The sequence below is a fragment of the Pseudonocardia autotrophica genome (assembly GCF_003945385.1).
In the GTDB taxonomy this organism is placed as follows: Bacteria; Actinomycetota; Actinomycetes; order Mycobacteriales; family Pseudonocardiaceae; genus Pseudonocardia; species Pseudonocardia autotrophica.
On sequence record NZ_AP018920.1, the window covers coordinates 6,562,990 to 6,586,067 of the forward strand.

The 23,078-nt window shown below is 73.9% G+C and carries 20 protein-coding genes; 1 reads left to right on the forward strand and 19 read right to left on the reverse strand.

Going from position 1 to position 23,078, the window contains the following annotated elements:
• Positions 1-42: 42 nt before the first annotated feature.
• From Pdca_RS30520 to aceA, 9 genes are all read right to left on the reverse strand, one after another.
• The gene (locus Pdca_RS30520) at positions 43-819 is read right to left on the reverse strand and encodes an enoyl-CoA hydratase (RefSeq protein WP_085910532.1); all 777 of its coding nucleotides are present in this window, start codon (positions 817-819) and stop codon (positions 43-45) included.
• 1 nt (position 820) lies between these two features.
• Entirely contained in the window at positions 821-1,702 is an 882-nt protein-coding gene (gene mmsB, locus Pdca_RS30525; protein WP_085910531.1) for a 3-hydroxyisobutyrate dehydrogenase, read from the reverse strand.
• On the reverse strand, positions 1,699-2,784 hold the full coding sequence (locus Pdca_RS30530) for an enoyl-CoA hydratase/isomerase family protein (protein WP_085910530.1): 1,086 nt from the start codon (positions 2,782-2,784) through the stop codon (positions 1,699-1,701). The genes mmsB and Pdca_RS30530 overlap by 4 nt, the downstream gene beginning before the upstream one ends.
• On the reverse strand, positions 2,781-3,938 hold the full coding sequence (locus Pdca_RS30535; protein ID WP_085910529.1) for an acyl-CoA dehydrogenase family protein: 1,158 nt from the start codon (positions 3,936-3,938) through the stop codon (positions 2,781-2,783). Before Pdca_RS30535 ends, Pdca_RS30530 begins: the two co-directional genes overlap by 4 nt.
• On the reverse strand, positions 3,935-5,443 hold the full coding sequence (locus tag Pdca_RS30540) for a CoA-acylating methylmalonate-semialdehyde dehydrogenase (RefSeq protein WP_232021293.1): 1,509 nt from the start codon (positions 5,441-5,443) through the stop codon (positions 3,935-3,937). Before Pdca_RS30540 ends, Pdca_RS30535 begins: the two co-directional genes overlap by 4 nt.
• Positions 5,444-5,618: 175 nt before the next feature.
• Positions 5,619-6,737 (reverse strand): bifunctional 2-methylcitrate synthase/citrate synthase, encoded by a 1,119-nt coding sequence (locus tag Pdca_RS30545; RefSeq protein WP_085910527.1) that lies wholly within the window; start codon positions 6,735-6,737, stop codon positions 5,619-5,621.
• A complete protein-coding gene (locus Pdca_RS30550; protein ID WP_085910526.1) occupies positions 6,734-7,516 on the reverse strand; it encodes an isocitrate lyase/phosphoenolpyruvate mutase family protein in 783 nt (260 codons plus the stop codon). Before Pdca_RS30550 ends, Pdca_RS30545 begins: the two co-directional genes overlap by 4 nt.
• A gap of 1 nt (position 7,517) precedes the next feature.
• A complete protein-coding gene (locus tag Pdca_RS30555; RefSeq protein ID WP_085910525.1) occupies positions 7,518-8,399 on the reverse strand; it encodes a 3-hydroxybutyryl-CoA dehydrogenase in 882 nt (293 codons plus the stop codon).
• A gap of 69 nt (positions 8,400-8,468) precedes the next feature.
• Entirely contained in the window at positions 8,469-9,761 is a 1,293-nt protein-coding gene (aceA, locus tag Pdca_RS30560; RefSeq protein WP_085910524.1) for an isocitrate lyase, read from the reverse strand.
• A 210-nt stretch (positions 9,762-9,971) separates the two neighbouring features.
• Here aceA and Pdca_RS30565 point away from each other — a divergent pair, with 210 nt between their 5' ends.
• Entirely contained in the window at positions 9,972-11,405 is a 1,434-nt protein-coding gene (locus Pdca_RS30565) for a short-chain fatty acyl-CoA regulator family protein (RefSeq protein ID WP_085910523.1), read from the forward strand.
• On the opposite strand, the gene Pdca_RS30570 is transcribed toward Pdca_RS30565, so the two are convergent.
• From Pdca_RS30570 to Pdca_RS30615, 10 genes are all read right to left on the reverse strand, one after another.
• Complete coding sequence (locus Pdca_RS30570) at positions 11,384-13,618, reverse strand: ABC transporter ATP-binding protein/permease (protein ID WP_085910522.1); 2,235 nt, start codon at positions 13,616-13,618, stop codon at positions 11,384-11,386. The two genes, Pdca_RS30565 and Pdca_RS30570, sit on opposite strands and share 22 nt — an antisense overlap.
• A complete protein-coding gene (locus tag Pdca_RS30575; protein WP_085910521.1) occupies positions 13,615-14,580 on the reverse strand; it encodes an ABC transporter permease in 966 nt (321 codons plus the stop codon). The genes Pdca_RS30570 and Pdca_RS30575 overlap by 4 nt, the downstream gene beginning before the upstream one ends.
• 4 nt (positions 14,581-14,584) lie before the next feature.
• Positions 14,585-16,162: an ABC transporter substrate-binding protein gene (locus tag Pdca_RS30580; RefSeq protein WP_085910520.1), complete on the reverse strand. Its 1,578-nt coding sequence runs from the start codon at positions 16,160-16,162 to the stop codon at positions 14,585-14,587.
• Positions 16,163-16,210: 48 nt separating this feature from the next.
• Entirely contained in the window at positions 16,211-16,993 is a 783-nt protein-coding gene (locus Pdca_RS30585; protein ID WP_085910519.1) for an ABC transporter ATP-binding protein, read from the reverse strand.
• The gene (locus tag Pdca_RS30590) at positions 16,990-18,030 is read right to left on the reverse strand and encodes a FecCD family ABC transporter permease (protein ID WP_232021294.1); all 1,041 of its coding nucleotides are present in this window, start codon (positions 18,028-18,030) and stop codon (positions 16,990-16,992) included. Before Pdca_RS30590 ends, Pdca_RS30585 begins: the two co-directional genes overlap by 4 nt.
• A gap of 32 nt (positions 18,031-18,062) precedes the next feature.
• Positions 18,063-19,097, reverse strand: a complete 1,035-nt coding sequence (locus Pdca_RS30595; RefSeq protein ID WP_085910517.1) for a FecCD family ABC transporter permease — start codon at positions 19,095-19,097, stop codon at positions 18,063-18,065.
• On the reverse strand, positions 19,094-20,131 hold the full coding sequence (locus Pdca_RS30600) for an ABC transporter substrate-binding protein (RefSeq protein WP_085910516.1): 1,038 nt from the start codon (positions 20,129-20,131) through the stop codon (positions 19,094-19,096). Before Pdca_RS30600 ends, Pdca_RS30595 begins: the two co-directional genes overlap by 4 nt.
• Positions 20,132-20,243: 112 nt before the next feature.
• On the reverse strand, positions 20,244-20,480 hold the full coding sequence (locus tag Pdca_RS30605) for a phosphopantetheine-binding protein (protein WP_085910515.1): 237 nt from the start codon (positions 20,478-20,480) through the stop codon (positions 20,244-20,246).
• Positions 20,477-22,189, reverse strand: coding sequence for a (2,3-dihydroxybenzoyl)adenylate synthase (locus tag Pdca_RS30610; RefSeq protein ID WP_085910514.1), 1,713 nt, complete (start codon positions 22,187-22,189; stop codon positions 20,477-20,479). The genes Pdca_RS30605 and Pdca_RS30610 overlap by 4 nt, the downstream gene beginning before the upstream one ends.
• A gap of 61 nt (positions 22,190-22,250) precedes the next feature.
• A complete protein-coding gene (locus Pdca_RS30615; RefSeq protein ID WP_197719853.1) occupies positions 22,251-23,033 on the reverse strand; it encodes an SDR family NAD(P)-dependent oxidoreductase in 783 nt (260 codons plus the stop codon).
• Between the last annotated feature and the right edge of the window lie 45 nt (positions 23,034-23,078).

The window sequence follows — 23,078 nt, forward strand, 5'->3', positions numbered from 1 at the left end:
GGCGGGCGGCCCCGGCCGGAACCGGGGCCGCCCCGCGGTGACTCACCGCCGGTAGTCGGGCGCGCGCTTCTCCAGGAAGGCCGCCATGCCCTCCTTCTGGTCCGGGGTGGCGAACAGCGCGTGGAAGGTGCGCCGCTCGAACCGGATCCCCTCGGCCAGGGTGGACTCGAAGACCACGTCGACGGCCTCCTTCGCGGCGGCGGCCGCGGTCCGGGACATCCCGGCGATCGTCGCCGCCACCTCGACGGCGGTGTCCACCAGCTCGGCGGCCGGGACGATCCGGCTGACCAGCCCGGCCCGCTCGGCCTCCTCGGCGTCCATCGTGCGCCCGGTCAGGCACAGGTCCATCGCCTTGGCCTTACCGACAGTCCTGGTCAGCCGCTGCGAACCGCCCATCCCGGGGATCACCCCGAGCTTGATCTCCGGCTGGCCGAACCGGGCGGTGTCCGCGGCGATCAGCAGATCGCACATCATCGCCAGCTCGCAGCCGCCGCCCAGTGCGTGCCCGGCGACCGCGGCGACGACCGGGGTGCGCAGTCCGCGCAGGCCGTCCCAGCCCGCGAACAGGTCCTGCTCGGTCACCTCCCGGTGCGAGAGCCCGGCCATCTCGGAGATGTCCGCGCCGGCGGCGAACGCCCGCTCCGAGCCGGTGATCACCACCGCACCGATCACCGGATCGGCGTCGAACGCCCGTACCGCGTCGATCACCTCGGTCATCACCTGGTGGTTCAGCGCGTTGAGCGCCTTGGGCCGGTCCAGCCGGACCAGGCCGACCCCCTCGGCGGGGGTGCTCACCACGATCGTCGAGTACCCGCCCATCTCAGCCGCCCTTCCGGATGTCGGTGACGATCGCCGAGAAGTCCTGCACCCGGTCGTCGCGCTCGGTGAACTCGGTGTAGCGCTCGGTCGCCCGCCGGCCCATCGCCAGCTCGATCCCGGCCTCGGCGGCGGCGTCCTGGGCCAGCCGCAGGTCCTTGAGCATCAGCTGGGCGGCGAACCCGCCGGTGAAGTCCCGGTTGGCGGGGCTGCCCGGGACCGGCCCGGGGACCGGGCAGTTGGTGCTGACCGCCCAGCACTGCCCGGACGAGGTGGAGACGACGTCGAACAGTGCCTGCGGCTCCAGGCCCAGCTTCTCGGCCAGCACGAACGCCTCGGACACCGCGATCATCGACGCGCCGAGCACCATGTTGTTGCACATCTTCGCCACCTGGCCCGCGCCCGGGTCGCCGCAGCGCACGGTGCGCTTGCCGAGCACGGCCAGTACCGGCTCGGCGTCGGTGATCGCCTCGGGCGCGCCGCCCGCCATGAAGGTGAGCGTCCCGGCCTCGGCGCCGACCACGCCACCGGACACGGGTGCGTCGACCGACCGGTGTCCGGCAGCGGCCGCGGCCGCGTGGGCCGCCCGGGACGAGCCGACGTCGATCGTCGAGCAGTCCACGAACAGCGCTCCGGCCGGTGCCGCGGGCAGCAGCTCGGCGTAGACGTCGGTGACGTGCTTGCCGCTGGGCAGCATGGTGATCACCACCTCGGCACCGGTGACGGCCTCCGGGCTGCTACCGGCGACGTCCACCCCGGCCCGTGCTGCGGTCTCCCGCGCGGCCGGCACCGGGTCGTACCCGGTGACGGTGTGTCCCGCGGCGACCAGGTTGGCGGCCATCGGCCCGCCCATGTTCCCCAGCCCGACGACGGCGATGCGGCTCATCGTTCACCTTCCAGTCCCAGCTCGGCGACGTCGGTCAGCGGGGCCAGGTAGCCCTCGACCGTGGCGTCGTCCACCTGTTCGAGCACCGCGGGGTTCCAGCGCGGTGTGCGGTCCTTGTCGATCACCTGGGCCCGGATGCCCTCCACCAGATCCGGCGCGGCGAGGCAGCGCAGCGAGACCCGGTACTCCTGGTTCAGCGCCTCGGACAGGGACCGGTGCGACCGGGCCCTGCGGATCGCGGCCAGCGCGACCTTCACGCAGGACGGCGACTTCTGGCCGATCGTCTTGGCGGTGTCCTCGGCCTCCGACACCCCGGACGTGGCGAGCCGGTGCACGATCTCCTCCGCCGTCGGGGCCTCGAAGCACCGGTCGATCCACCACCGGTACGCCGACAGCTCCGGCTCCGGCTCGGGCTCGGCCAGGTCCTGCAGCAGACCGCCGAGCGCCTCGGGCAGCTCCGCGGCCGGGACCCGCAGGTCGGCCAGCGCGGACATCAGCGCGGGGAGCTTGCCGGTCGGCAGGTACCAGTCGGCGAAGCCCATGGCGAGCGCGTCGCCGGCCCCGAGCACGGCCCCGGTCAGCGCGGCGTAGAGCCCCAGCTCACCGGACGCCCGCGACAGCAGCCAGGTGCCGCCGACGTCGGGGACCAGCCCGATCCCGACCTCGGGCATGCCGAGCCGGGTCCGCTCGGTGACGATCCGGTGGCTCGCGTGCCCGGAGACACCGACGCCGCCGCCCATCACCAGGCCGTCCATCACCGCCACGTACGGCTTCGGGTAGCGCCCGATCAGCGCGTTGAGGTGGTACTCGTCCCGCCAGAAGTCGCGGGTGGCGGCGCCGCCCACCTGCGCGTCGGCGTGGATGCCACGGATGTCACCGCCCGCGCACAGTCCGCGCTCGCCGGCCCCGGTGAGGACCACCGCGCCGACGCCGTCGTCGGTGGCCCACGCGCGCAGGGTGGCGTCGATGGTCAGCACCATCTCGTGGGTGAGGGCGTTGATCGCCTTCGGCCGGTCCAGCACGATCCGGCCGATCCCGCCGGTCCGCTCGACCCGCACGTCGTTCGTGGGCCCGCTGCTCATGACTCCGCTCCCATCAGTCCGCGGGAGACGATCACGCGCATGACCTCGTTGGTTCCCTCGAGGATCCGGTGCACGCGCAGGTCCCGCACGATCTTCTCGATGCCGTACTCGGCCAGGTAGCCGTAGCCGCCGTGCAGCTGCAGCGCCGCGTCGGCGACCTCGTGACCGGTGTCGGTGGCCAGCCGCTTCGCCATCGCGCAGAGCCGGGTGGCGTCCGGCTCGCCCGCGTCGGCGGCCCGCGCCGCCCGGTGCAGCAGCAGCCGGGCGGCGGCCAGCTCGGTGTGCGCGTCGGCCACCCGGAACCGCAGGCCCTGCCTGCCGGACAGCGGCTCGCCGAACGCGCGGCGGTCGGCGAGGTGTGCGATCGCCCGGTCCAGCGCGGACCTGGCTCCGCCGAGCGAGCAGGCGGCGATGTTCAGCCGCCCGCCGTCCAGCCCGCCCATCGCGATCCGGAACCCGCCGCCCTCGTCGCCGAGCCGGTCGGTGTCGGGCACCCGGACCCCGCGCAGCACCACCTGCCGGGTGGGCTGGGCGTTCCAGCCCATCTTGGCCTCGTTCGGCCCGAACTCCAGGGCGTCGCGGTGCACCAGGAACGCGGTGATCCCGCCGGCGCCCGGCCCGCCGGTACGGGCGAACACCAGGTAGCGCTCGGACGTCCCGGCCCCGGAGATGAACTGCTTGACGCCGTCCATCACCCAGTGCTCGCCGTCGCGCACGGCGCTGGTGCGCAGCGCCGCCGCGTCCGATCCGGCGTCCGGCTCGGTGAGGCAGTAGCTGGCCGGCTCGTCCATCGTGCACAGCGCGGGCAGGTACCGGGCCCGCTGCTCGGCGGTGCCGTGCCGGTCGATCATGCCGGCGACCATGTTGTGGATGGACAGATAACCGGCCAGCGAGGGGCAGCCGGTCGCCAGCGCCTCGAACACCAGCACCGCGTCGTAGCGGCTCAGCCCGGTCCCGCCGTGCTCCTCGGCGACGTAGAGCCCGGCCATGCCCAGCTTGGCCGCCTCGCGCAGCACGTCCAGCGGGAAGTGCTTGTCCCGGTCCCACTCCACCGCGTGCGGGGCGATCCACTCGGTGGCGAAGGCCTCGGCGGTCTCGACCAGTGCCCGCTGCTCCTCGGTCAGCTCGGCCAGGTCGGCCGGTGCGGCACTCATGACATGGTCGGGATCACGAAGGAGGCGCCGTCCTTGATCCCGGAGGGCCAGCGCGAGGTGACGGTCTTGGTGCGGGTGTAGAACTTGAACGAATCCGGTCCGTGCTGGTTGAGATCGCCGAATCCGGAGGCCTTCCACCCGCCGAAGGTGTGGTACGCGATCGGCACCGGGATCGGTACGTTCACCCCGACCATCCCGGTGTTCACCCGCGCGGCGAAGTTCCGGGCCGCGTCGCCGTCCCGGGTGAAGATCGAGACGCCGTTGCCGTAGACGTTCTCGTTGGGCAGCCGCAGGGCCTGTTCGTAGTCCGCTGCCCTGACCACCGACAGCACCGGACCGAAGATCTCGTCCCGGTAGAGCGACATGTCGGTGGTGACCCGGTCGAACAGCGTGCCGCCGACGAACCAGCCGCCCTCGCCGCCATCGGGCGGGGTGATCCCGCGGCCGTCGACGACCAGCTCGGCACCCTCCTCGGCGCCGGCCGCGATCGCCGCGGTCACCCGCTGCGCCGCATCCGCCCCGACCAGCGGACCCAGGTCGGCGGTCTCCGAGTCGGAGCGGCCGATCGTCAGGTTCCGGGCCCGCTCGGCGAGCTTGGCGACCAGCGCGTCCGCGGTCTGTTCACCGACCGGGACGGCCACCGACACGGCCATGCAGCGCTGGCCCGCGGAACCGAACGCGGCGCCCGAGATCGCGTCGGCGGCCTGGTCGAGATCGGCGTCCGGCATGACGATCAGGTGGTTCTTCGCCCCGCCGAAGCACTGGGCGCGCTTGCCGTGCGCGGTGGCGGTCGCATAGACGTACTGCGCGATCGGGGTGGAGCCGACGAAGCCGACCGCCTGGATGTCCGGGTGCACGAGCAGCGCGTCCACCGCCACCTTGTCGCCGTGCAGCACGGTCAGCACACCGGGCGGCAGGCCCGCCTCGTCGAACAGCTCGGCGATCCGGATCGGGACCGAGGGGTCCCGCTCGGAGGGCTTGAGCACGACGGCGTTGCCGCAGGCCAGCGCCGGTCCGAGCTTCCAGAGCGGGATCATCGCCGGGAAGTTGAACGGGGTGATCGCGGCGACCACGCCGAGCGGCTGGCGCATCGAGTAGACGTCGATCCCGCCGCCGGCGTCGGTGGAGTACTCGCCCTTGAGCAGGTGCGGGGCACCGGCGGCGAACTCGATCACCTCCAGGCCGCGCTGGATGTCGCCGCGGGCGTCCGGCAGCGTCTTGCCGTGCTCGGCGGAGAGCAGCGCGGCCAGCTCGTCGTGGTGCTGGTTCGCGAGCTGCAGGAACCGCAGCAGCACCCGGGCCCGGCGCTGCGGGTTCCAGGCGGCCCACTCCCGCTGGGCCTCGACGGCGACCCGGACGACCTCGTCCACATCGGATTCATCGGCGAGCCGGACGCGCGCCCGGGCCGTTCCGCGATTGGGGTCGTACACATCGGAGAACCGCTCGGACGACCCCGACCAGGGCTTTCCGGACAGGCGGTGTTCGAGCACGTCGATCGCGGCCACAACAGCTCCTTCGCACGGCAGCAGTAAACAACGTCGACCATAAAGTCGGACGTCCATCTATGTCCAATACCAGCGGATACGTGACCAGAGACACGTCGATGAATGCGGAAAATGGCATGCCGAAAACCGGAAGGGCGACTGCCCTCCCGGTTTTCGGGATACCTCGGGAAAGAACTCAGGAAATGACCGGCACCTCCCGCTTGCCCTTACCGTCGTAGGTGGCGACGGGACGGATCAGGATGTTGTCGCCGGCCTGTTCGACGGCGTGCGCGGTCCAGCCGCTGACCCGCGACATCGCGAACAGCGCGGCGAACATGGGCGGGTCGAAGCCGATGAGGTGGTAGAGCGGGCCGGCCGCGTAGTCGAGGTTCGGCCGCAGGCCCTTGTCCCGGAGCATCGCCCCGGCCAGCACCTCGTAGAACGCCATCAGCTCACGGCCGCCACGCAGCTCCGCGGTCCGGCGCAGGTGCGGGTGCAGCACCGGCACCCGGGAGTCGCCCCGCTTGTAGACCCGGTGGCCGAAGCCCATGACCGTGTCCCCGGCCTCGATCCGGGCGGCGAGCCACTCGTCGACCGCGTCCGGGTCGCCGATCTCGGCGAACTGGTTCATCACGGCCTCGTTCGCGCCGCCGTGCAGCGCGCCCTTCAGCGCGCCGATCCCGGCGACCACCGCGCTGTAGAGGTCCGACCTGGTCGAGGTGACCACTCGCGCGGCGAACGCGGAGGCGTTGAAGCTGTGCTCGGCGTAGAGCAGCATCGAGACCTCGAAGGCCCGCACGATCTCGGGCTCCGGGACCTCACCGAACGCCATGTGCAGGAAGTTCTCCGCGTAGGGCAGGTCCGCACGCGGCGCGATCGGCTGCTGCCCGCGGCGGCGGCGCTGGTCCAGCGCGACCACGGTCGGCAGCAGCGCGATCAGCCGGACCGCCTTCTCCCGGCTCGCCTCCGGGGAGGTGTCCCCGGCGTCCGGGTCGAACGCGCCGAGCCAGCTGACCGCGGTGCGCAGCACGTCCATCGGGTGGCAGTCGACCGGCAGCGAGGCCAGCAGCGAGGCCAGCGCGGGATCGAGCGCGCGCCCGGCCCGCTCCCGGCGGTCCAGCTCGGCGCGCTCGTCCGGGTCCGGCAGCTCGCCGGACAGCAGCAGCGCGACGACGTCGAGGAAGGTGTGCCGCCGGGCCAGCTCCCCGACCGGGTAGCCGCGGAAGAGCAGCTGGTTGTGGTCCGGGTCGACGTCGGAGATCGCGGTGCTGTCGGCGACCACGCCGACCAGGCCACGTCGGGCGTTCTCGGTCATCGGTGTTCCTCCGTTGTGCGGGCGGCGGAACCGCCGCCCGCCCGTGCGTGTCGGGTGTCGCGCGTCGCGATGACGCCGCGTTCGGCGGCGTCCGGCGCGGTCCGCGGGAGGGTGACGGGGTGGATCACGACGTCCATGCCGAGTTCGGCGAGCCGCCGGGGGGTGGGCGGCGGGCTGTGGTCGGACGCGGTCGCGTCGACCAGCAGCGGGATGTCGAGCGCCTCGCGGAGGACGGTGTACCCGGCCTCCGTCTCCGGGCGCCCGACGACGATCAGATCGGCGCCGGCGGCCACCTGGGCCCTGGCGCGGTCGACCGCGTCGATCAGTCCTTCGGTGCTGCGGACGGCCGGCCGCACACCGATCAGCAGGTCCGGGTCCCGGCGGGCGCCCAGCGCGACCGCGAGCCGGGTCACCGGGTCGTCGGATCCGGGCGGCGGACCCGCCGCACCGGCGGGATCCGGGCGGGCGAGGTCGTCCAGCAGGATCGCCGAGACGCCCGCCACCTCCAGCAGCTCGACCGCCCGCTCGACGTCGGCGATCCCGCCGAGGTCGACCAGTACCGGCAGCGGCATCGCCCGCACGATCCCGGCCACGACCTCGCCCGACGGGCCGAGATCGGCCCAGGCCAGGTGCACCCCGTCCAGGCCGCAGGCAGCGGCCCGGCCCGCGGCGGCCGCGGTGGGCACCGACCGGAACCGCAGCGCGGGGCCGGTGCGGCCGGCGAGCGATTCGCGCAGCAGCGCGCGGCGCCGCCGGGCCGGGATCTCGGTGCTGAGCATCTCAGCCCCCTCCGGCGCCGGGCTCGGGGTAGGCGTGGAACCCGCGGCCGGCCTTGCGGCCCAGCAGGCCCGCCTGGACCATCCGGCGCAGCAGCGGCGGCGGCGAGTACAGCGGCTCGCGGTCCTCCGCGTACATCGACTCGGCGATCGCGGCGACCGTGTCCAGCCCGATCAGGTCGGCCAGCTCCAGCGGGCCCATCGGGTGCGCGCAGCCGAGCTTCATGCCCCGGTCGACGTCGGCCGGGGTGGCCCGGCCGGTCTCCACCATCCGGACGGCGGCGAGCAGGTAGGGCACCAGCAGCGCGTTCACCACGAACCCGGCCCGGTCCGCCGCCCGGACGATCTGCTTGCCGAGGGTGCCGGTGACGAAGGCCTCCACCCGCTCCCGGGTCTGCGGCGAGGTGGTCAGCGAGCCGATCACCTCGACCAGCGGCAGCACCGGGACCGGGTTGAAGAAGTGCAGCCCGATCACGTTGCCCGGCCGGTCGGTCCCGTGCGCCAGCTTCATGATCGGGATCGAGCTGGTGTTCGAGGCGATGATCGCCGACGGATCGGCGAGCACCTTGTCGATCCGGGTGATCAGGTCGGCCTTGACCAGCTCGTCCTCGATCACCGCCTCGACCACCAGCTGCCGGTCGGCGAGCTCACCGACGTCGGTGACGAACCGCAGCCGCCCGTCGGCGGCCGACCGCTCGGCCCCGGTGAGCCGGCCCCGGTCCACCGCGCGGTCCAGGGAGACCCGGATCCGCTCACGGCCCGCCTCGGCGGCCTCCCCGCCCTGCTCGACCACGACGACGTCGCACCCGGCGCGGGCACACACCTCGGCGATGCCCGCGCCCATCTGACCGGCGCCGACGACGCCGACCCTCTCGATCTCACTCACGGTGCCTCCGTGTCCGGGATGGGGGTGACCGGCGGGGCGGCGGGCGCCGCCCCGCCGGTCGGGGAGAAATCAGTGCTGGAACTGCTCGGCCTCGGTGGACCCGCCCAGCGCGGTCGTCGAGGACTCCGGGTTGACCGCGGTGGAGACCGCGTCGAACCAGCCGGTGCCGACCTCGCGCTGGTGCTTGACCGCGGTGTAACCCTCGGCCTCCGCGGCGAACTCGCGCTCCTGCAGCGCGACGTAGGAGGTCATCCCGTTCGCCGCGTAGCCCTTGGCCAGGTCGAACATCGAGTGGTTCAGGGCGTGGAAGCCGGCCAGGGTGATGAACTGGAACGAGTAGCCCATCGCGCCCAGCTCACGCTGGAAGCGGGCGATGGTGTCGTCGTCGAGGTGGCGGCGCCAGTTGAACGACGGCGAGCAGTTGTAGGCGAGCATCTGGTCCGGGAACTCGCCCTTGATCGCCTCGGCGTACTTGCGGGCCAGCTCCAGGTCCGGGACGGAGGTCTCCATCCAGAGCAGGTCCGCGTACGGCGCGTAGGCCAGGCCGCGGGTGATGCACGGCTCCAGGCCACCGTTGACCCGGAAGAAGCCCTCCGCGGTGCGCTCACCGGTCAGGTACGGCTGGTCCCGCTCGTCGACGTCGGAGGTGATCAGGTTCGCGGCCTGCGCGTCGGTGCGGGCCACGATCACCGACCCGACGCCGGCGATGTCGGCGGCGAGGCGGGCCGAGTTCAGCGTCCGGACGTGCTGGCCGGTCGGGATCAGCACCTTGCCGCCGAGGTGGCCGCACTTCTTCTCGGAGGCGAGCTGGTCCTCCCAGTGCACGCCGGCCGCGCCGGCCTCGATCATCGACTTCATCAGCTCGAAGGCGTTGAGCGGGCCGCCGAAGCCGGCCTCGGCGTCGGCGACGATCGGGGCCAGCCAGTGCGGGTCGCTGTCCTCCCGGTTCTCCAGGGTGGTGATCTGGTCGGCACGCAGCAGCGCGTTGTTGATCCGGCGCACCACCGCGGGGACCGAGTTGGCCGGGTAGAGGCTCTGGTCCGGATAGGTCTGGCCGGCGAGGTTCGCGTCGGCGGCGACCTGCCAGCCGGACAGGTAGATCGCTTCCAGGCCGGCCCGGACGCTCTGCACCGCCTGGTTGCCGGTCAGCGCACCGAGCGCGTGCACGTAGTCGCGCTCGTGCAGCAGCCGCCAGAGCCGCTCCGCGCCGAGCCGGGCCAGGGTGTGCTCCTCCTGGACGCTGCCGGACAGCGCCACCACGTCGGCCGCGCTGTGCCCGCGGGTGATGCCGGCCCACCGCGGGTCGGTCGCCCACTGCCGCTCGAGCTCGTCGATGCGCTCCTGCCGGGTGCTCCCGGTCATGTCGTGCTCCTTCTGCGAATGTTCTCGTCCGTGTCTGTTCGCACACGGCGCCCGGGATGACGGACAACCGCACTGCGCTGTTCGAACGGGGTATGACCAGCATCGGAGCCGTGACGGCGATCGGCGACGGTGGCCGATTGCCAAGATCTGCACATCTTCCGGAGCGTTTTTGCAAATGTTGCAAATAGCGAGTTTCGATACAGTTCCGGCATGTCGAAGTCAGGGGTGCCGGGGACCCGGCTGCGCGCGCTGCGGGAGACGCGTTCGATGAGCCAGGCCGAGCTGGCACGCACCCTGGGGATCTCGCCGAGCTACCTGAACCAGATCGAGCACGGCTCCCGCCCGCTGACCGTCCCGGTCCTGCTGCGGATCACCGAGGTGTTCGGGGTGGACGCCGCGTTCTTCGCCGCGCGCCGCCCGGAGCGGCTGGTCGCCGAACTGCACGAGGTGTTCGCCGAGACCTCGGTCGCCGAGGCGGTTCCCACCGGCCAGATCGAGCGGCTCGCCACCGAGCTCCCGTCGGCGGCCGATGCGGTGCTGGAGCTCTACCGGCGCTGGCGGCGGGCCGACGAGCACCTCACCGCCGCCACCGACACCCCGCGCGACGGCAGCGACCGGGTGCACGCGGCCTCACCGCACGAACAGGTCCGGGACTTCTTCTACCGGCGCCGCAACCACATCGCCGATCTCGACGACGCCGCCGAGGAGCTCGCCGAGACGATCGGGCTGCGCCGCGGCGAGGTCCGGCGGGCACTGGCGGAGCGGCTGCGCGGCACGCACGGCGTCGGCATCGCCGGGCTGGAGGACGACGCCGGCGGATCCGGCGAGCTGCACCGCTACGACCGGGTGAACCGGATGCTGCGGCTGTCCCCGGCGCTGCGGGCCGGCCAGCAGGCCTTCCGGATGGCGACCCAGCTCGCGTTCCTCGAGCAGGAGCACACGATCGAGGCACTCGCCGCCGAGGACACCCCGGCGGGCGATGACGCGGCCGAGACGCGCACGCTCACCCGGATCGGGCTGGCCCGCTACTTCGCCGCGGCCCTGGTGCTGCCCTACGGTGAGTTCCGGGCGACCGCCGAGGAGTTCCGCTACGACATCGAGCGGATGGCCGACCACTTCGGGCAGGGTTTCGAGACGATCTGCCACCGGCTCTCCACGCTGCAGCGCCCGTCCGCGCCGGGGGTGCCGTTCTCCTTCGTCCGGGTGGACCGGGCCGGGAACATGTCGAAGCGACAGTCGGCGACCGGGTTCCACTTCTCCCGCGGCGGCGGGACCTGCCCGCTGTGGAACGTCTACCGGGCGTTCGGCTCGCCCGGGGAGATCGACGTGCAGGTCGCCGCGATGCCGGACGGTGCCCGCTACCTGTGGGTCGCCCGGACCGTGCACGGCTCGCAGCGCCGGTGGGGCCGGCCGGGGAAGACGTTCGCGATCGCGCTGGGTTGCGAGCTGCGGCACGCGCACCGGCTCGTCTACTCCGCCGGGCTGGACCTCGACGACCCGGCCGCCGCCACCCCGATCGGGGCGGGCTGCCGGGTCTGCAGCCGGGAGCAGTGCCCGCAGCGCGCCTTCCCCCGGCTGGACCAGGCACCGGCGATCGCGGAGGATCGCAGCACCTTCGTGCCCTACCCCTCGGTGACCGGCTGACCGGCGGCGGGCAGCAGTGTCCCGTCGTCGACGACGAGCACCCGGTCGGCGAGCGCGTCGACCGCCTCGTGGTCGTGGCTGACGAACAGCACCGACAGCTCCTCCGAGCGCCGCAGCTCGCGCAGCAGGTCCAGGATCGCCCGCCGGTTCGCCGGGTCCAGCGAGGACACGATCTCGTCGCACACCAGCAGCCGTGGACCGGCCGCCAGCGCCCTGGCCAGCGCGACCCGCTGCTGCTGGCCGCCGGAGAGCCGGTCGGTGCGCCGGCCGAGCAGGCCGGCGTCGAGCCCGACCCGTTCCAGCAGCACGGCGGGTGGCACCTGCGTGCCGAAGATCCGGATCGGGGCGGCGATCTCACCGGCCACCGTCCGGCGCGGGTTCAGCGACCGGGCCGGGTTCTGGAACACGTACTGGATCGCGCCGCGCTGGGCGCGGGTCCGGGCACCGGCCCGGCCGGCCAGCGCCACGCCGTCCAGCACGACGGTGCCACCGGCCGGCCGGTGCAGCCCGACCAGGCAGCGGGCCAGTGTGCTCTTGCCGGCACCGGAGTTCCCGACCAGCCCGACGCATTCGCCGGCACCGATGTCGAGATCGACCCGGTCGAGCACCGGATGCGCCCGGTACCCGGCCGTGAGCCTGCGGACCCGCAGCAGCGGCTCCGGGGCGATCCCGGCGGACGGGCGCCGCCCCGGGGCGGCCTGCGCCGGGGCCGCCCGCACCAGGGCTGCCTGCACCGTGGTGACGGGCTGCGGCCCGGCCGGAGCACCGTCGACCACGGTGAGCACGTCGTCGACGAGATCGCGCACCGCGCCGAGATCGTGCGTGACGACCAGCAGCGCGACGCCCCGGGCCCGCCGCTCGCGCACCACGTCCAGCACCGCCGCGGAGGTGTCCGGGTCGAGGCCGGTCGTCGGCTCGTCGAGCACCAGCAGGTTCGGGTCCCCGACCAGGGCGAGCGCCAGCAGCAGTCGCTGCTGCTGGCCCCCGGAGAGCTGGTTCGGGTAGCGGCGCAGGAACGCCGGGTCGCCGGGCAGCCCCACCCCCGTCAGGGTGGCGGACACCGCGTCCGCGCCGGTACCGGCGCCGTGCGCACGGTGCACGTCACGGACCTGGACACCGATCCGCACCGACGGGCTCAGCCCGAGCGCCGGGTCCTGCGGGACCCAGCCGGCCGCGCGGCGGCCGGGGCCGCCACCGAACCGGATCTCCCCACCGGCGTGCAGACCGGGGGCGAGCGCTCCGGTCACCGCGCGGACGAGGGTGCTCTTGCCCGAGCCGGACGGTCCGACCACGGCCAGCCCGCGGCCGTCCCCGAGCACCAGGTCGATCCCGGACAGCAGCGAACGGCCACCGGCGTCGTGCACCGAGAGCCCGCGAGCGACCAGCGCGTCGGGCCCGTGCCCGGCCCGCGGCGGCACCGGTACCGGCCGGCGCGGGGTGTCCCGGGCGGCGCGCGAATCGGCCAGCAGGTTCACCGACACGACCAGCAGCACGATCATCAGTGCCGGGCCGAGCACCGCCCACGGCTGCACGGTCAGCCCGCTCTGGTTGGCCGCGATCTCCAGCGCCCAGTCCGGGGTGTTCGGTGCCAGCCCGAGCCCCAGGTAGCCGCCCGCGGTGATCACCGACAGGGTCGCCGTCAGCCGCATCCCGGCGTCCGCGGCGACCACCGGCACGATGTTCGGCGCCACCTCGACGACGGCGATCCGGCGCAGCGGCTCGGCACGGGCCTGCGCCGCCTCGACGTAGCCCGCCGACGCCTCCTCCAGCGTGGCGCCGCGAACCACCTTCACCACCCACGGCAACGCGGTGAGCGCACCGGCGGCGACCAGCGCCGGGGCCCCGCGACCGGCCGCCGTCGCCAGCACCGCCAGCACCAGGAACCACGGCAGCACGACGAGCACGTCGACCGGCCGCATCACCGGACCGTCGGCGGCCCGGCGCAGACCGGCGAGCAGCCCGGCCGGGAACCCGACCAGATATGCCGCGGCCAGCGCGGCCACCGTGATCAGCGCCAGCCGCCAGCCACCGTGCAGCACCCGGGACAGCACGTCGCGACCGAGCCGGTCGGTCCCCAGCAGGTGCCCGGCGGACGGACCGTCGAACGGGACACCGACGGTCGCGCCCGGATCCCACGGTGCCAGCAGCGGCCCGGCCACCACCAGCAGCGCGACCAGCCCGGTGACCAGGGCCGCCGGGGTCCGGCCGGTCACCGGCGCCCGTCCAGGACCGCCCGGCGGGCGAGCGGGCTGGCGGCCAGTGCGGCGAGATCGGCGAGCAGGTGCACCGCCACCCCGAACACCGCCATCAGCACCGCGGCCGCCGCGACGACCGGGAAGTCGCGCAGCGCGATCGCCCGCACCAGCTCCTGGGCCAGCCCCGGGTAGGAGAACACCGTCTCGACGACGGCGACCCCACCGACCAGCCCGGCCACCGATCCGGCGATCGGCGGCAGCGCCGCGGCCAGCGCGACCGGTGCCACGTACCGGGCGAACAGCCTGGTGTGCCCGACGCCGTGCAGTGCCGCCGTGCGGACCGGCTCGGTGGCGACCAGCTCGGCGGTGCGGGCCCGGATCACCCGCACCGGATGCGGCACCAGCCCGGCGAGCAGCGTGAGCACCGGCAGCACGAGCACCTCCGGGCGGGCCAGCGGGCTCGTCCCCGACGGCACCAGGGACACCGCGGGCAGCAAGCGCCAGCCGAGCGCGACGACCGCGATCAGCACCACCCCGATCACGAACGAGGGCACGGCCTCCGCGGCGAGCGCGCCGGTGCTCACCGAGCGGTCGGTCCTTCTCCCGGCCCGGACCCCGGCGAGCAGACCGAGCGCGAGTGCCAGCGGGAGCAGCAACAGCACCGTGACCGACGCCAGTACCAGGCTGTTCCCGATCCGGTCGCCGAGCACGTCGGTGACCGGGCGGCCGGACAGCAGCGAGGTCCCGAGATCACCGCGCAGCAGCCCACCCGCCCAGGACCCGAACCGCTCGACCGGACCCCGGTCCAGCCCGAGCTCGGCGCGCAGCGCGGCGACCTGCTCGGGCGGCAGTGCACCGGAACGGCCGCTCTGCGCCAGGATCGTCTCGGCGGCGTCCCCGGGCAGCGTCTCGAACAGCACGAACACCACGACCAGCACGAGCGCCGCACCGCCGAGCCGGCCCAGGACGTACCGGGTCATCCGGTCACTCCGACAGCCACACGCCGCGGTAGTTGGCCCAGTCGTCGTTGCCCAGGACGAACTCGGGCACATCCTGCACCGTCGGCGCGATCCCGACGGGCTGCTTGACGAAGTTGTGCAGGATCAGCCCGCCGGAGTCCCACAGCGTCTGCTGCAGCTCGGCGTAGAGCGCGGCCCGCTCGTCGACGTCGAGGGTGCCCCGGGCCGTCACGAACTTCGCGTCCCACTCCGGGTTCCGCCAGCCGGCGTTGCCGGGCGCGTCCGAGGTGGTGGTCTGGCCGTAGAAGTAGTCCAGGCTGTAGTTCCACCAGTTGTTGTGGGTGAACGCGCGCTGCCCGGAGACCTGGGCGGCGTAGTTGTCGGCCGGGACGGTCTCCAGGTTCACCGTGATCCCGGACTCGCGGGCCTGCTCGGCGAACAGCGTCGCCGAGTCGAGCTGGCCGGGGCTGGAGTCGGCGGTGGTGAGGGTGACGGTCAGGTTCTCCTGACCGGCCTGGCGGAGCAGCTCGCGCGCCCCGGCAGGATCGTGCGCGCGCTGCGCGATGTCGCCGGCGTAGAACGGGGCGCCCAGGCCGTAGAGGTCGTTACCGACCTCGGCGAACCCCAGGTAGACGGTGTCGGCCATCGCCTGCCGGTCGACGGCCATGCGCAGCGCCTGCCGCACCCGGACGTCGTCGAAGGGCGGGGTGTCGGCCCGCATCTGGAGCGCCGCCATGGTGCCGAGCCGGGGCTCGACCAACCGGAACGTGCCCTCGTCGGCGAGCGTCCTGGCGTGCAGCGCCGGTGTCTGGTCGATCATGTCGACCTCGCCGGAGCGCAACGCGTTCACCCGGGCCTGCGGCTCCGCGATCTGCAGGATCTCGACCTCGTCGAGGTGCGCGACACCGTCCCAGTACTCCGGGTAGCGCACCAGCAGCGCCCGGTCCCCCGGGGACCACTCGCGGAGCACGAACGGTCCGGTGCCGACCGGCAGCGAGGACGCGTCGAAGGTGTCGCTGCCCTCCTTGACCACGTAGACGTACCAGCCGGCGAGCACCGATCCGAGATCGGCGAGCGGCTCGGACAGCGCGACCTGCACCGCGAGATCACCGTCGGCCCTGCTCCGGGCCGGATCCACCATCGACAGATCGGCCGACGACGGCTTGGCCGGGTCGAGCATCCGCTCGATGCTGTAGAGCACGTCCCGGGAGGTCAGCGGACTGCCGTCGCTGAACTTCACGCCGGGCCGCAGGGTGATCCGCCACTCGGTGCCGTCGGCGTTGGGCTCCAGCGACTCGGCGAGCCGGTAGCGCAGCGTCAGGTCGTTCTCGTAGGCGACGAGTCGGTCCCAGACGTTCTTGGCGATCGCACCGGCGGCGGCCGACCCGGCGACGTGCGGGTCCAGCACGTCCGCCGACGGCGACTGACCGGCCAGCGCGACCCGCAGCCGGCCACCGGGCCGGGGTGGGCCGGCGTCCTGCGAGGCCGGTGTGGTGGCACTGCCGCACCCGCCCAGCGCCACCGCACCGGCCAGGCCGGCAGCGCCGAGCAGCAGCGCCCGCCGCGACAGCGGCGTCCGGCGGGCGAGTTCGTCGATCCTCATGGAGAAGATTGATACATGAGCACCTGCTCAGTCCAGCAGTGAATCAGCTCACCTGCGCGGCCGGGGCAGCACCAGCGGCGTGCCGGTCAGCGGATCGGCCGTCACCAGCGCGTCCACCCCGAACACCGACGACACCAGTTCCTCGGTGACCACCTCGCCCGGCGCACCCTCGGCGACGATCCGGCCACCGGCCATCGCGATCAGGTGGTGGGCGTAGCGCGCGGCCAGCTCCAGGTCGTGCAGCACCATCACCACCGTCCGGCCCTGCTCGACGTTGACCGTGCGCATCAACTCCAGCACGTCGAGCTGGTGTGCGAGATCGAGGAACGTGGTCGGCTCGTCGAGCAGCATCGTCTCCGGGCCCTGGGCCAGCACCAGCGCGATCCACGCCCGCTGGCGCTGCCCGCCGGACAGCTCGGCGACCGGCCGGTCCGCGAGATCGGTCAGCCCGGTCGCGGCCAGCGCGGCGGTGACGGCCTGCTCGTCGTCCTCGGACCACTGCCGGAACCAGCGCTGGTGCGGGTGCCGCCCGCGGCCGACCAGATCGGCGACGGTGATCCCGTCCGGTGCGGTCGGCTGCTGCGGCAGCACCCCGAGCCGGCGGGCGAGCTCGGTCGCGGGCAGCCGGGACAGCTCGGTGTCGTCGAGCAGCACCCGGCCCGCCTGCGGGCGCATCAGGCCGGCGAGCCCGCGCAGCAGGGTCGACTTGCCGCAGGCGTTCGGCCCGACGATCACGGTGATCCGGCCGTCCGGGATCTGCACCGACTGCCCGTCGACGACCGGCTGCCCGGCCGTGTAGCCCAGGCTCAGGTCGTGGCCGGTCAGGGTCATCCGCTTGCTCCGATCCGGTTGCCGCGCACCAGCAGCGCGATGAGTACGGGCGCCCCGACGAGCGCCGTGAGCACGCCGACCGGGAGTTCCCGCGGCGCGAAGGCGGTACGCGCCACCAGATCGGCGGTCACCACCACGAACGCGCCGGTCCCGGCGCAGGCGAGCAGGCCGGGACTGCGTTCGCGCAGCACCCGGCGGACGATCTGCGGTGCCACCAGCGCCACGAACCCGACCGGCCCGGCGGACGCGGTGGCCAGCGCCGGCAGCCCGACCGCACCGGCCAGCAATCCGACCCTGGCCCGGCCGACCCGCGGGGACAGCGCCCGGGCCAGGTCGTCGCCGAGCTCGAGCACCGCCAGCCTGCGGGTCAGCGCCAGCATCGGCGGCAGCAGCAGGCACAGCCCGGCGGCGACCGGAACGACGTCCGGCCACGACCGCCCGGACAGGCTGCCGACCAGCCAGACCGCGGCCTGGTACGCGGCGTTGATGTCGGCCCGGCTGAGCAGGAAGGTCGCCGCCGCGCTGAGGATCGCGGCCACCCCGATCCCGACCAGCACCAGCCGGTAGCCGGAGAAGCCGTTGCGGTAGGCGACGGCGTACACCGCGACGGCAGCCACCCCGGCCCCGACCAGCGCACCGCCGGTCACCCAGACCGCGGTCGCCCCGAACCCGATGATCATCAGGACGGCGCCGGCCGAGGCACCCGCGTTGATCCCGATCACGTCCGGGCTGACCAGCGGGTTCTGCGCGAGGCGTTGCAGCACCCCGCCCGCGACGCCGAACGCCGCGCCGACCAGCACCCCGGTCAGGGCACGCGGGATGCGGTGGTTCACCACCACGTCGTAGGTGATCAGGGTGCCGTTGCCGGCGAGCGTGTCGAGCACCGTCGACAGCGGCATCGGGTACTCACCCACCGCCGTGGCCCACAGCGCGACCAGTACCGCGCCCAGCCAGGTGCACCCGGCGAGCAGCAGCCCGCGCACCCCAAACCGGGCCGAGAACGGCCCGCGGCGGACGACCAGCATCCCGCTACTCACAGGACGGTCACCACTCACAGGGCGGTCACCATTCACAGGGCGGCTACCTTCCGGGTCCGCACCAGGTACAGGAACACCGGCCCGCCCAGCAGCGCCGCGGTCACCCCGATCTGGACCTCCTCGGGGGCCAGCACCACCCGGCCGGCGACGTCGGCGAGCAGCACCACCGCCGCACACAGCAGCGCGGACAGCGGGAGCACCCACCGGTGCGCCGTCCCGACCAGCAGCCGGGCCGCGTGCGGCGCGACCAGACCGACGAAGGCGACCGGGCCGGCCACCGCGGTCGCCGTCCCGGCCAGCACGACGACGGCGACCAGGCCGGTCACCCGGGTCGTCCCCGGCCGGGCACCCAGGCTGCGGGCGGTGTCGTCGCCGAGCGCGACCGCATCGAGCCGGCGCACCAGGATCACCGCGAGCAGCACCCCGGCCACCGCGAACGGCACCGCCTGGCCGACCGTGACCAGATCGGCGCGCGCCAGCGACCCGATCACCCAGTACCGGTAGCGGGCGAACAGGTCCCGGTCGAGCAGGACGAATGCCGAGGTCATCGCCATGATCAGGGCCGAGACGGCCGCCCCGGCGAGCGCCAGCTTCACCGGCGTGGCCCCGTCCCGGCCGGAGCCGCCGATCGCGTAGACCGCCGCGGCCGCGAGCGCACCGCCGAGGAAGCCGAACCAGACGTATCCGCTCAGCGACCCGACGCCGGCCAGTGCGATGACGGCGATCATCGCGCCGGCCGCGCCCGCGTTCACGCCGAGCGTGCCCGGCCCGGCCAGCGGGTTGCGGGTGACGCCCTGTGCCACGGCCCCGGCCAGCCCCAGACAGATCCCGGCCAGCAGCCCGGCCACCGTGCGCGGCAGCCGGACGTGCCGCACGACGATGTCGGACTGCGTCCCGGTGAAGTGCCACAGCCCGGCGTGCAGCTCGGCCCAGCCCAGCGGGCGGGCACCCACCTTCAGCGACGCCAGCACCGCGACCGCGACCAGCAGCACCACCGCCGGGAGCGCCCACGGGGCCGCCGCCCGCACCCGGACCCCGGCGGGCCGCGCCGGGGCGGGGACGCTCACTCCGGGTGGACCAGGTCCGCGACCTGCTCGGCGGCGTAGGGGGCGCGCAGGCTGGCGGCCCGGTTCGCGAACAGGAACGGGTGCACCGCGTTCTCCCGGACCGCGGTGCTGCCCGACAGCGCCGGATCGCCCATGATCTGCGCGACGTCGGACTCCCCGTCGGCGTCCACGGTGGCCGGGTCACAGCAGGTCGAGGTGAGGATGATGTCCGGGTCCCTGGCGATCAGCTCCTCCTTCGACACCGCCACGTGCCGGCGCTCGGTGAGGTCGGCGAACGCGTTCTCGGCGCCCGCCATCTCCAGGATCCGGCTCCCGAAGTCGATGCCCGAGGCCACCCGGTAGCTGCCGTCGTCGTCGTTGAGCAGGATCGCGACCCGCGGCTTCGGCTTGCCCTCGACGCGCTCCTGCACCGCGGTCACCCGCCCCTGCAGGTCCGCGACCAGCTCGTCGGCCCGCTCCTGCGCGCCCAGCAACCGGCCCAGCGAGCGCAGGTCGTCGTAGATCGTGTCCATCGACACCTGAGCGGGATCGATGGCCTCGTCGGACGCGCCGTCCTCGGTCGGGCACAGCGGGGCGTTGATCCAGGTCCGGACGCCCAGCTCGGCCAGGTCGGCCCGGGTGCTGACCGTCTCGGCCCCGGACGCGGCGAAGGAGTTGTTGTACCCGGACAGCACGAAGTCCGGCTCGGCGGCGAGCAGCACCTCCCGGGTGGGGAGATCGGGCAGGTAGGCGACGTCCTCCTGGGCCCGGGCGAACTCGTCGAGCACCGGCGCGTCGAGGTAGGCGGTGCCGACCAGCCGGTCGCTGACCCCGAGCGCGTGCAGCGTCTCGATCGCGGGCTGGTAGAAGGCGTAGATCCGCTCCGGCGGGGCCGGGACGGTCACCTCGATCCCGCAGTTGACCTCGGTCACGGGCTCGCCCGCCGCGCCGCCGGCCTCGGGTGCGGGCGGGCCGCCGCAGGCCGCGAGGGCCAGCACGGCGACCGCCGTCACGGCGACCGGAATGATCCGGCGGGGAACGGACCGGACGGACATCGCGGCTCCACATCGTCGATCGAGCTCACAAGACACTTGACAGGTTGTTCATATGTCACGTCTCGCCACTAGATCCACCATGTGGCCGGATTTTGTCCGGAACGTCACCCCCTCATCGTGCGTCGCGCAGCAGCTCCGCCCAGCGGCGCAGCACCGGCTCCTCGGCGAGATCCGGGAAGTTCAGGTCGGGGGCACCGTCGGCGCGCCACCGCTCGACCAGCGACATGATCCGCACCGAGTCGAGCCCCAGGTCGAGCAGATCGTCGTCGGGGCCGATGGTCGCGGGATCGCAGCCGAGCAGCGCGGCGACGTCCGCCCGGACCCGGTCCTCGGCAGGTGACACGGTCATGGTGTGCGCTCCTCGTGTTCAAGGTGGATCGGATCGGCGGGGCTGCTCGGACCGGTGGCGTCCCGCAGCGCCTCGCGCAGCTCGCGTCTGCTGGTCTTGCCGACCCCGGTGACCGGGAATCCGGGCACGATCTCCACCAGGTCGGGGATCTTGAACGCGGCCACCCCGCGCTCGCGGACGAAGCGCCGCAGCACCGGGCCGGTCGGTGCAGCACCGGGGCGCGGCACCACCCAGGCCCGGGTGCGCTCGCCGAGGTACTCGTCGGGGACACCGACGACGGCGGCGTCCAGCACGTCCGGATGCGCCATCAGGTGGTCCTCCACCTCGGCCGGGGCGACCTTCTCGCCACCCCGGTTGATCTGCTCCTTCACCCGGCCGACGACCTCGATGTGCCCGGTCGGGCCGCGGCGCACCAGGTCGCCGGTGCGGTAGAAGCCGTCCGCGGTGAAGGCCGTCGCGTTGTGCTCACCGGCCCGGAAGTAGCCGCGGATCGTGTACGGCCCGCGGGTGAGCAGTGCCCCGGACCGGCCGGGCGGCACCTGCGCGTCCGACGGGGCGGCCGGATCGTCCGGGTTCACGACCCGGATCTCGTCGTCCGCTGAGATCGGGCGCCCCTGGGTGGTCAGGACGAGCTCGTCCGGGTCGTCGAGCCGGGTGTAGCAGACCAGGCCCTCGGCCATCCCGAACACCTGCTGCAGCCGGCAGCCCAGTGCCGGGCCGATCCGGGACGCCAGCTCGGGGCCGCACTTGGCGCCACCGACCAGCACCACCTCCAGGCTGGACAGGTCCCGGGTGCTGCGCCCGGCGGCCTCGGCCCAGGCGGCGGCCAGCGGCGGGACCAGCCCGGTGATCGTCACCCGCTCCTGCTCGATCAGCTCGAACGCGGTGGCGGCGTCCGGCGCCGGGGCCAGCACCGAGGCCGCTCCCGCGTGCAGGGCACCGAACACCCCCGGCGAGCTGAGCGGGAAGTTGTGCGCCACCGGCAGCACCGCCAGGTACGCGCTGTCCGGGCGCAGGCCGCAGATCCGGGCGCTCTCCCGGACGCTGTACAGGTAGTCGTCGTGGGTGCGCGGGATCAGCTTGGGCAGTCCGGTGGACCCGCCGGAGAGCTGCAGGAACGCCACCTCGCCCGGATCCCGGTCCGCCGGCTCGTGGTCGGGATCCGCCGCGGCCAGCTCGGCCAGCCCGGCCGCGCCGTCGGTCGTGCCGCCCGATCCGGTGTCCAGGACGACCACCTCCCGGACCGTGCGCACCGCGTCGGCGGTGGCGCGGGCGAGCGCGCCGTGATCGAAGCGGGCGTGTGCGTCGACGGTGATCACGGCGGTCGCGCCGGACCACTCGGCGACGTGGCGCAGCTCGGTCCCGCGGTGCGCCGGCAGTGCGAACACCGGCCGGGCACCCAGCCGGAACAGCGCGAACACCACCGACAGGAACTCCGGCACGTTCGGCAGCTGGAGCAGCACGTTGTCACCGGGCCGGATCCCGAGCCCGTGCAGCCCGGCCGCGAGCCGGTGCGCCCGGTCGTCGAGCCCGGCGAAGGTCCACCGCTGCGCCACGGTCCCGGTCCGGCCGACGACCGCGGTGCGCTCCGGGTGGGTCGCGGCGAGCTCCGAGAGCCAGGCGCCGAACGTCTGGCCGCGCCAGTACCCGAGCGTGCGGTAGCGGGCGGCGACCTCCGGCGGCCATGGCACGTGGTCGAGATCGGTCAACGGGTGCGTCCTTCCGGGTGGGGGTCCGGTCACGGGCCGGGGCCGATCACGGGCGGGCCGATCACGAGCCGAGGCTCGCGCCGCCGTCGACGGTCAGGGTCTGCATCGTGATGTGCCGCGCGGCGTCCCCGGCCAGGAACAGCACCGCGGCGGCGACGTCGCCGGGCTGCGCGATCCGCCCGAGCGGGATGCCGAGCCGGTAGCGCTGCGGCGCCCCGGCCACGACGGCGGCCGCACCGGTGTCGTCGTCCGGGTCGGGCCACAGCGCCCGCTGCATGGCGGTGTCGGTCGCGCCGGGGCAGACGACGTTGCACCGCACGTGCGGTGCCAGCTCCAGGCCCAGCGTGCGGGTCAGCGAGACCGACGCGGCCTTGGACGCGGCGTAGGCCGCCATCCCGGCCCGCGGGGTCCGGGACGCGTCCGAGGCGACCGTGACGATCGCGCCCGAGCCGCGCCCGTACATCCGCCGGCCGGCGGCCCGCCCGGCGTTCCACACCCCGGTGGTGTTGACGGCCAGGCAGGCCGCGAGATCGGCGTCGTCGGCGTCGAGCACGGATCCGGTCCGCAGCACACCGGCCGCGTTGACCAGCAGACCGAGCGGGCCGAGCTCCTGCTCGGCGGCGTCGACCGCGTCGGCCACCGCACCGGCGTCGGCGACGTCGGCGACCAGCGGCAGCACCTGCGCACCGCCGGCCGCCAGCGCGGCCGCGGTACCGGCGACGCCGGGATCCCGGTCGAGCAGGGCCACCGGGCGGCCCTGCGCCGCCAGCGCCGACGCCACCTCGGCGCCGATGCCACGGGCGGCGCCGGTGACCAGCGCGACGTACGGGTCCGATGTCACCACAGGACGAATCTATGAAGTGAGGCTGTCCTCAACAAGGGGCTGCCT

Coding starts and splice junctions, on each gene's coding strand:
- Pdca_RS30550 (WP_085910526.1), bottom strand. CDS start 7,516: ATGCTCAGCACCGAGATCCCGGCCCGGCGGCGCCGCGCGCTGCTGCGC.
- Pdca_RS30535 (WP_085910529.1), bottom strand. CDS start 3,938: ATGAGTGCCGCACCGGCCGACCTGGCCGAGCTGACCGAGGAGCAGCGG.
- Pdca_RS30605 (WP_085910515.1), bottom strand. CDS start 20,480: ATGACCGTGTCACCTGCCGAGGACCGGGTCCGGGCGGACGTCGCCGCG.
- Pdca_RS30565 (WP_085910523.1), top strand. CDS start 9,972: ATGTCGAAGTCAGGGGTGCCGGGGACCCGGCTGCGCGCGCTGCGGGAG.
- mmsB (WP_085910531.1), bottom strand. CDS start 1,702: ATGAGCCGCATCGCCGTCGTCGGGCTGGGGAACATGGGCGGGCCGATG.
- Pdca_RS30520 (WP_085910532.1), bottom strand. CDS start 819: ATGGGCGGGTACTCGACGATCGTGGTGAGCACCCCCGCCGAGGGGGTC.
- aceA (WP_085910524.1), bottom strand. CDS start 9,761: ATGACCGGGAGCACCCGGCAGGAGCGCATCGACGAGCTCGAGCGGCAG.
- Pdca_RS30580 (WP_085910520.1), bottom strand. CDS start 16,162: ATGAGGATCGACGAACTCGCCCGCCGGACGCCGCTGTCGCGGCGGGCG.
- Pdca_RS30575 (WP_085910521.1), bottom strand. CDS start 14,580: ATGACCCGGTACGTCCTGGGCCGGCTCGGCGGTGCGGCGCTCGTGCTG.
- Pdca_RS30545 (WP_085910527.1), bottom strand. CDS start 6,737: ATGACCGAGAACGCCCGACGTGGCCTGGTCGGCGTGGTCGCCGACAGC.
- Pdca_RS30530 (WP_085910530.1), bottom strand. CDS start 2,784: ATGAGCAGCGGGCCCACGAACGACGTGCGGGTCGAGCGGACCGGCGGG.
- Pdca_RS30600 (WP_085910516.1), bottom strand. CDS start 20,131: ATGTCCGTCCGGTCCGTTCCCCGCCGGATCATTCCGGTCGCCGTGACG.
- Pdca_RS30585 (WP_085910519.1), bottom strand. CDS start 16,993: ATGACCCTGACCGGCCACGACCTGAGCCTGGGCTACACGGCCGGGCAG.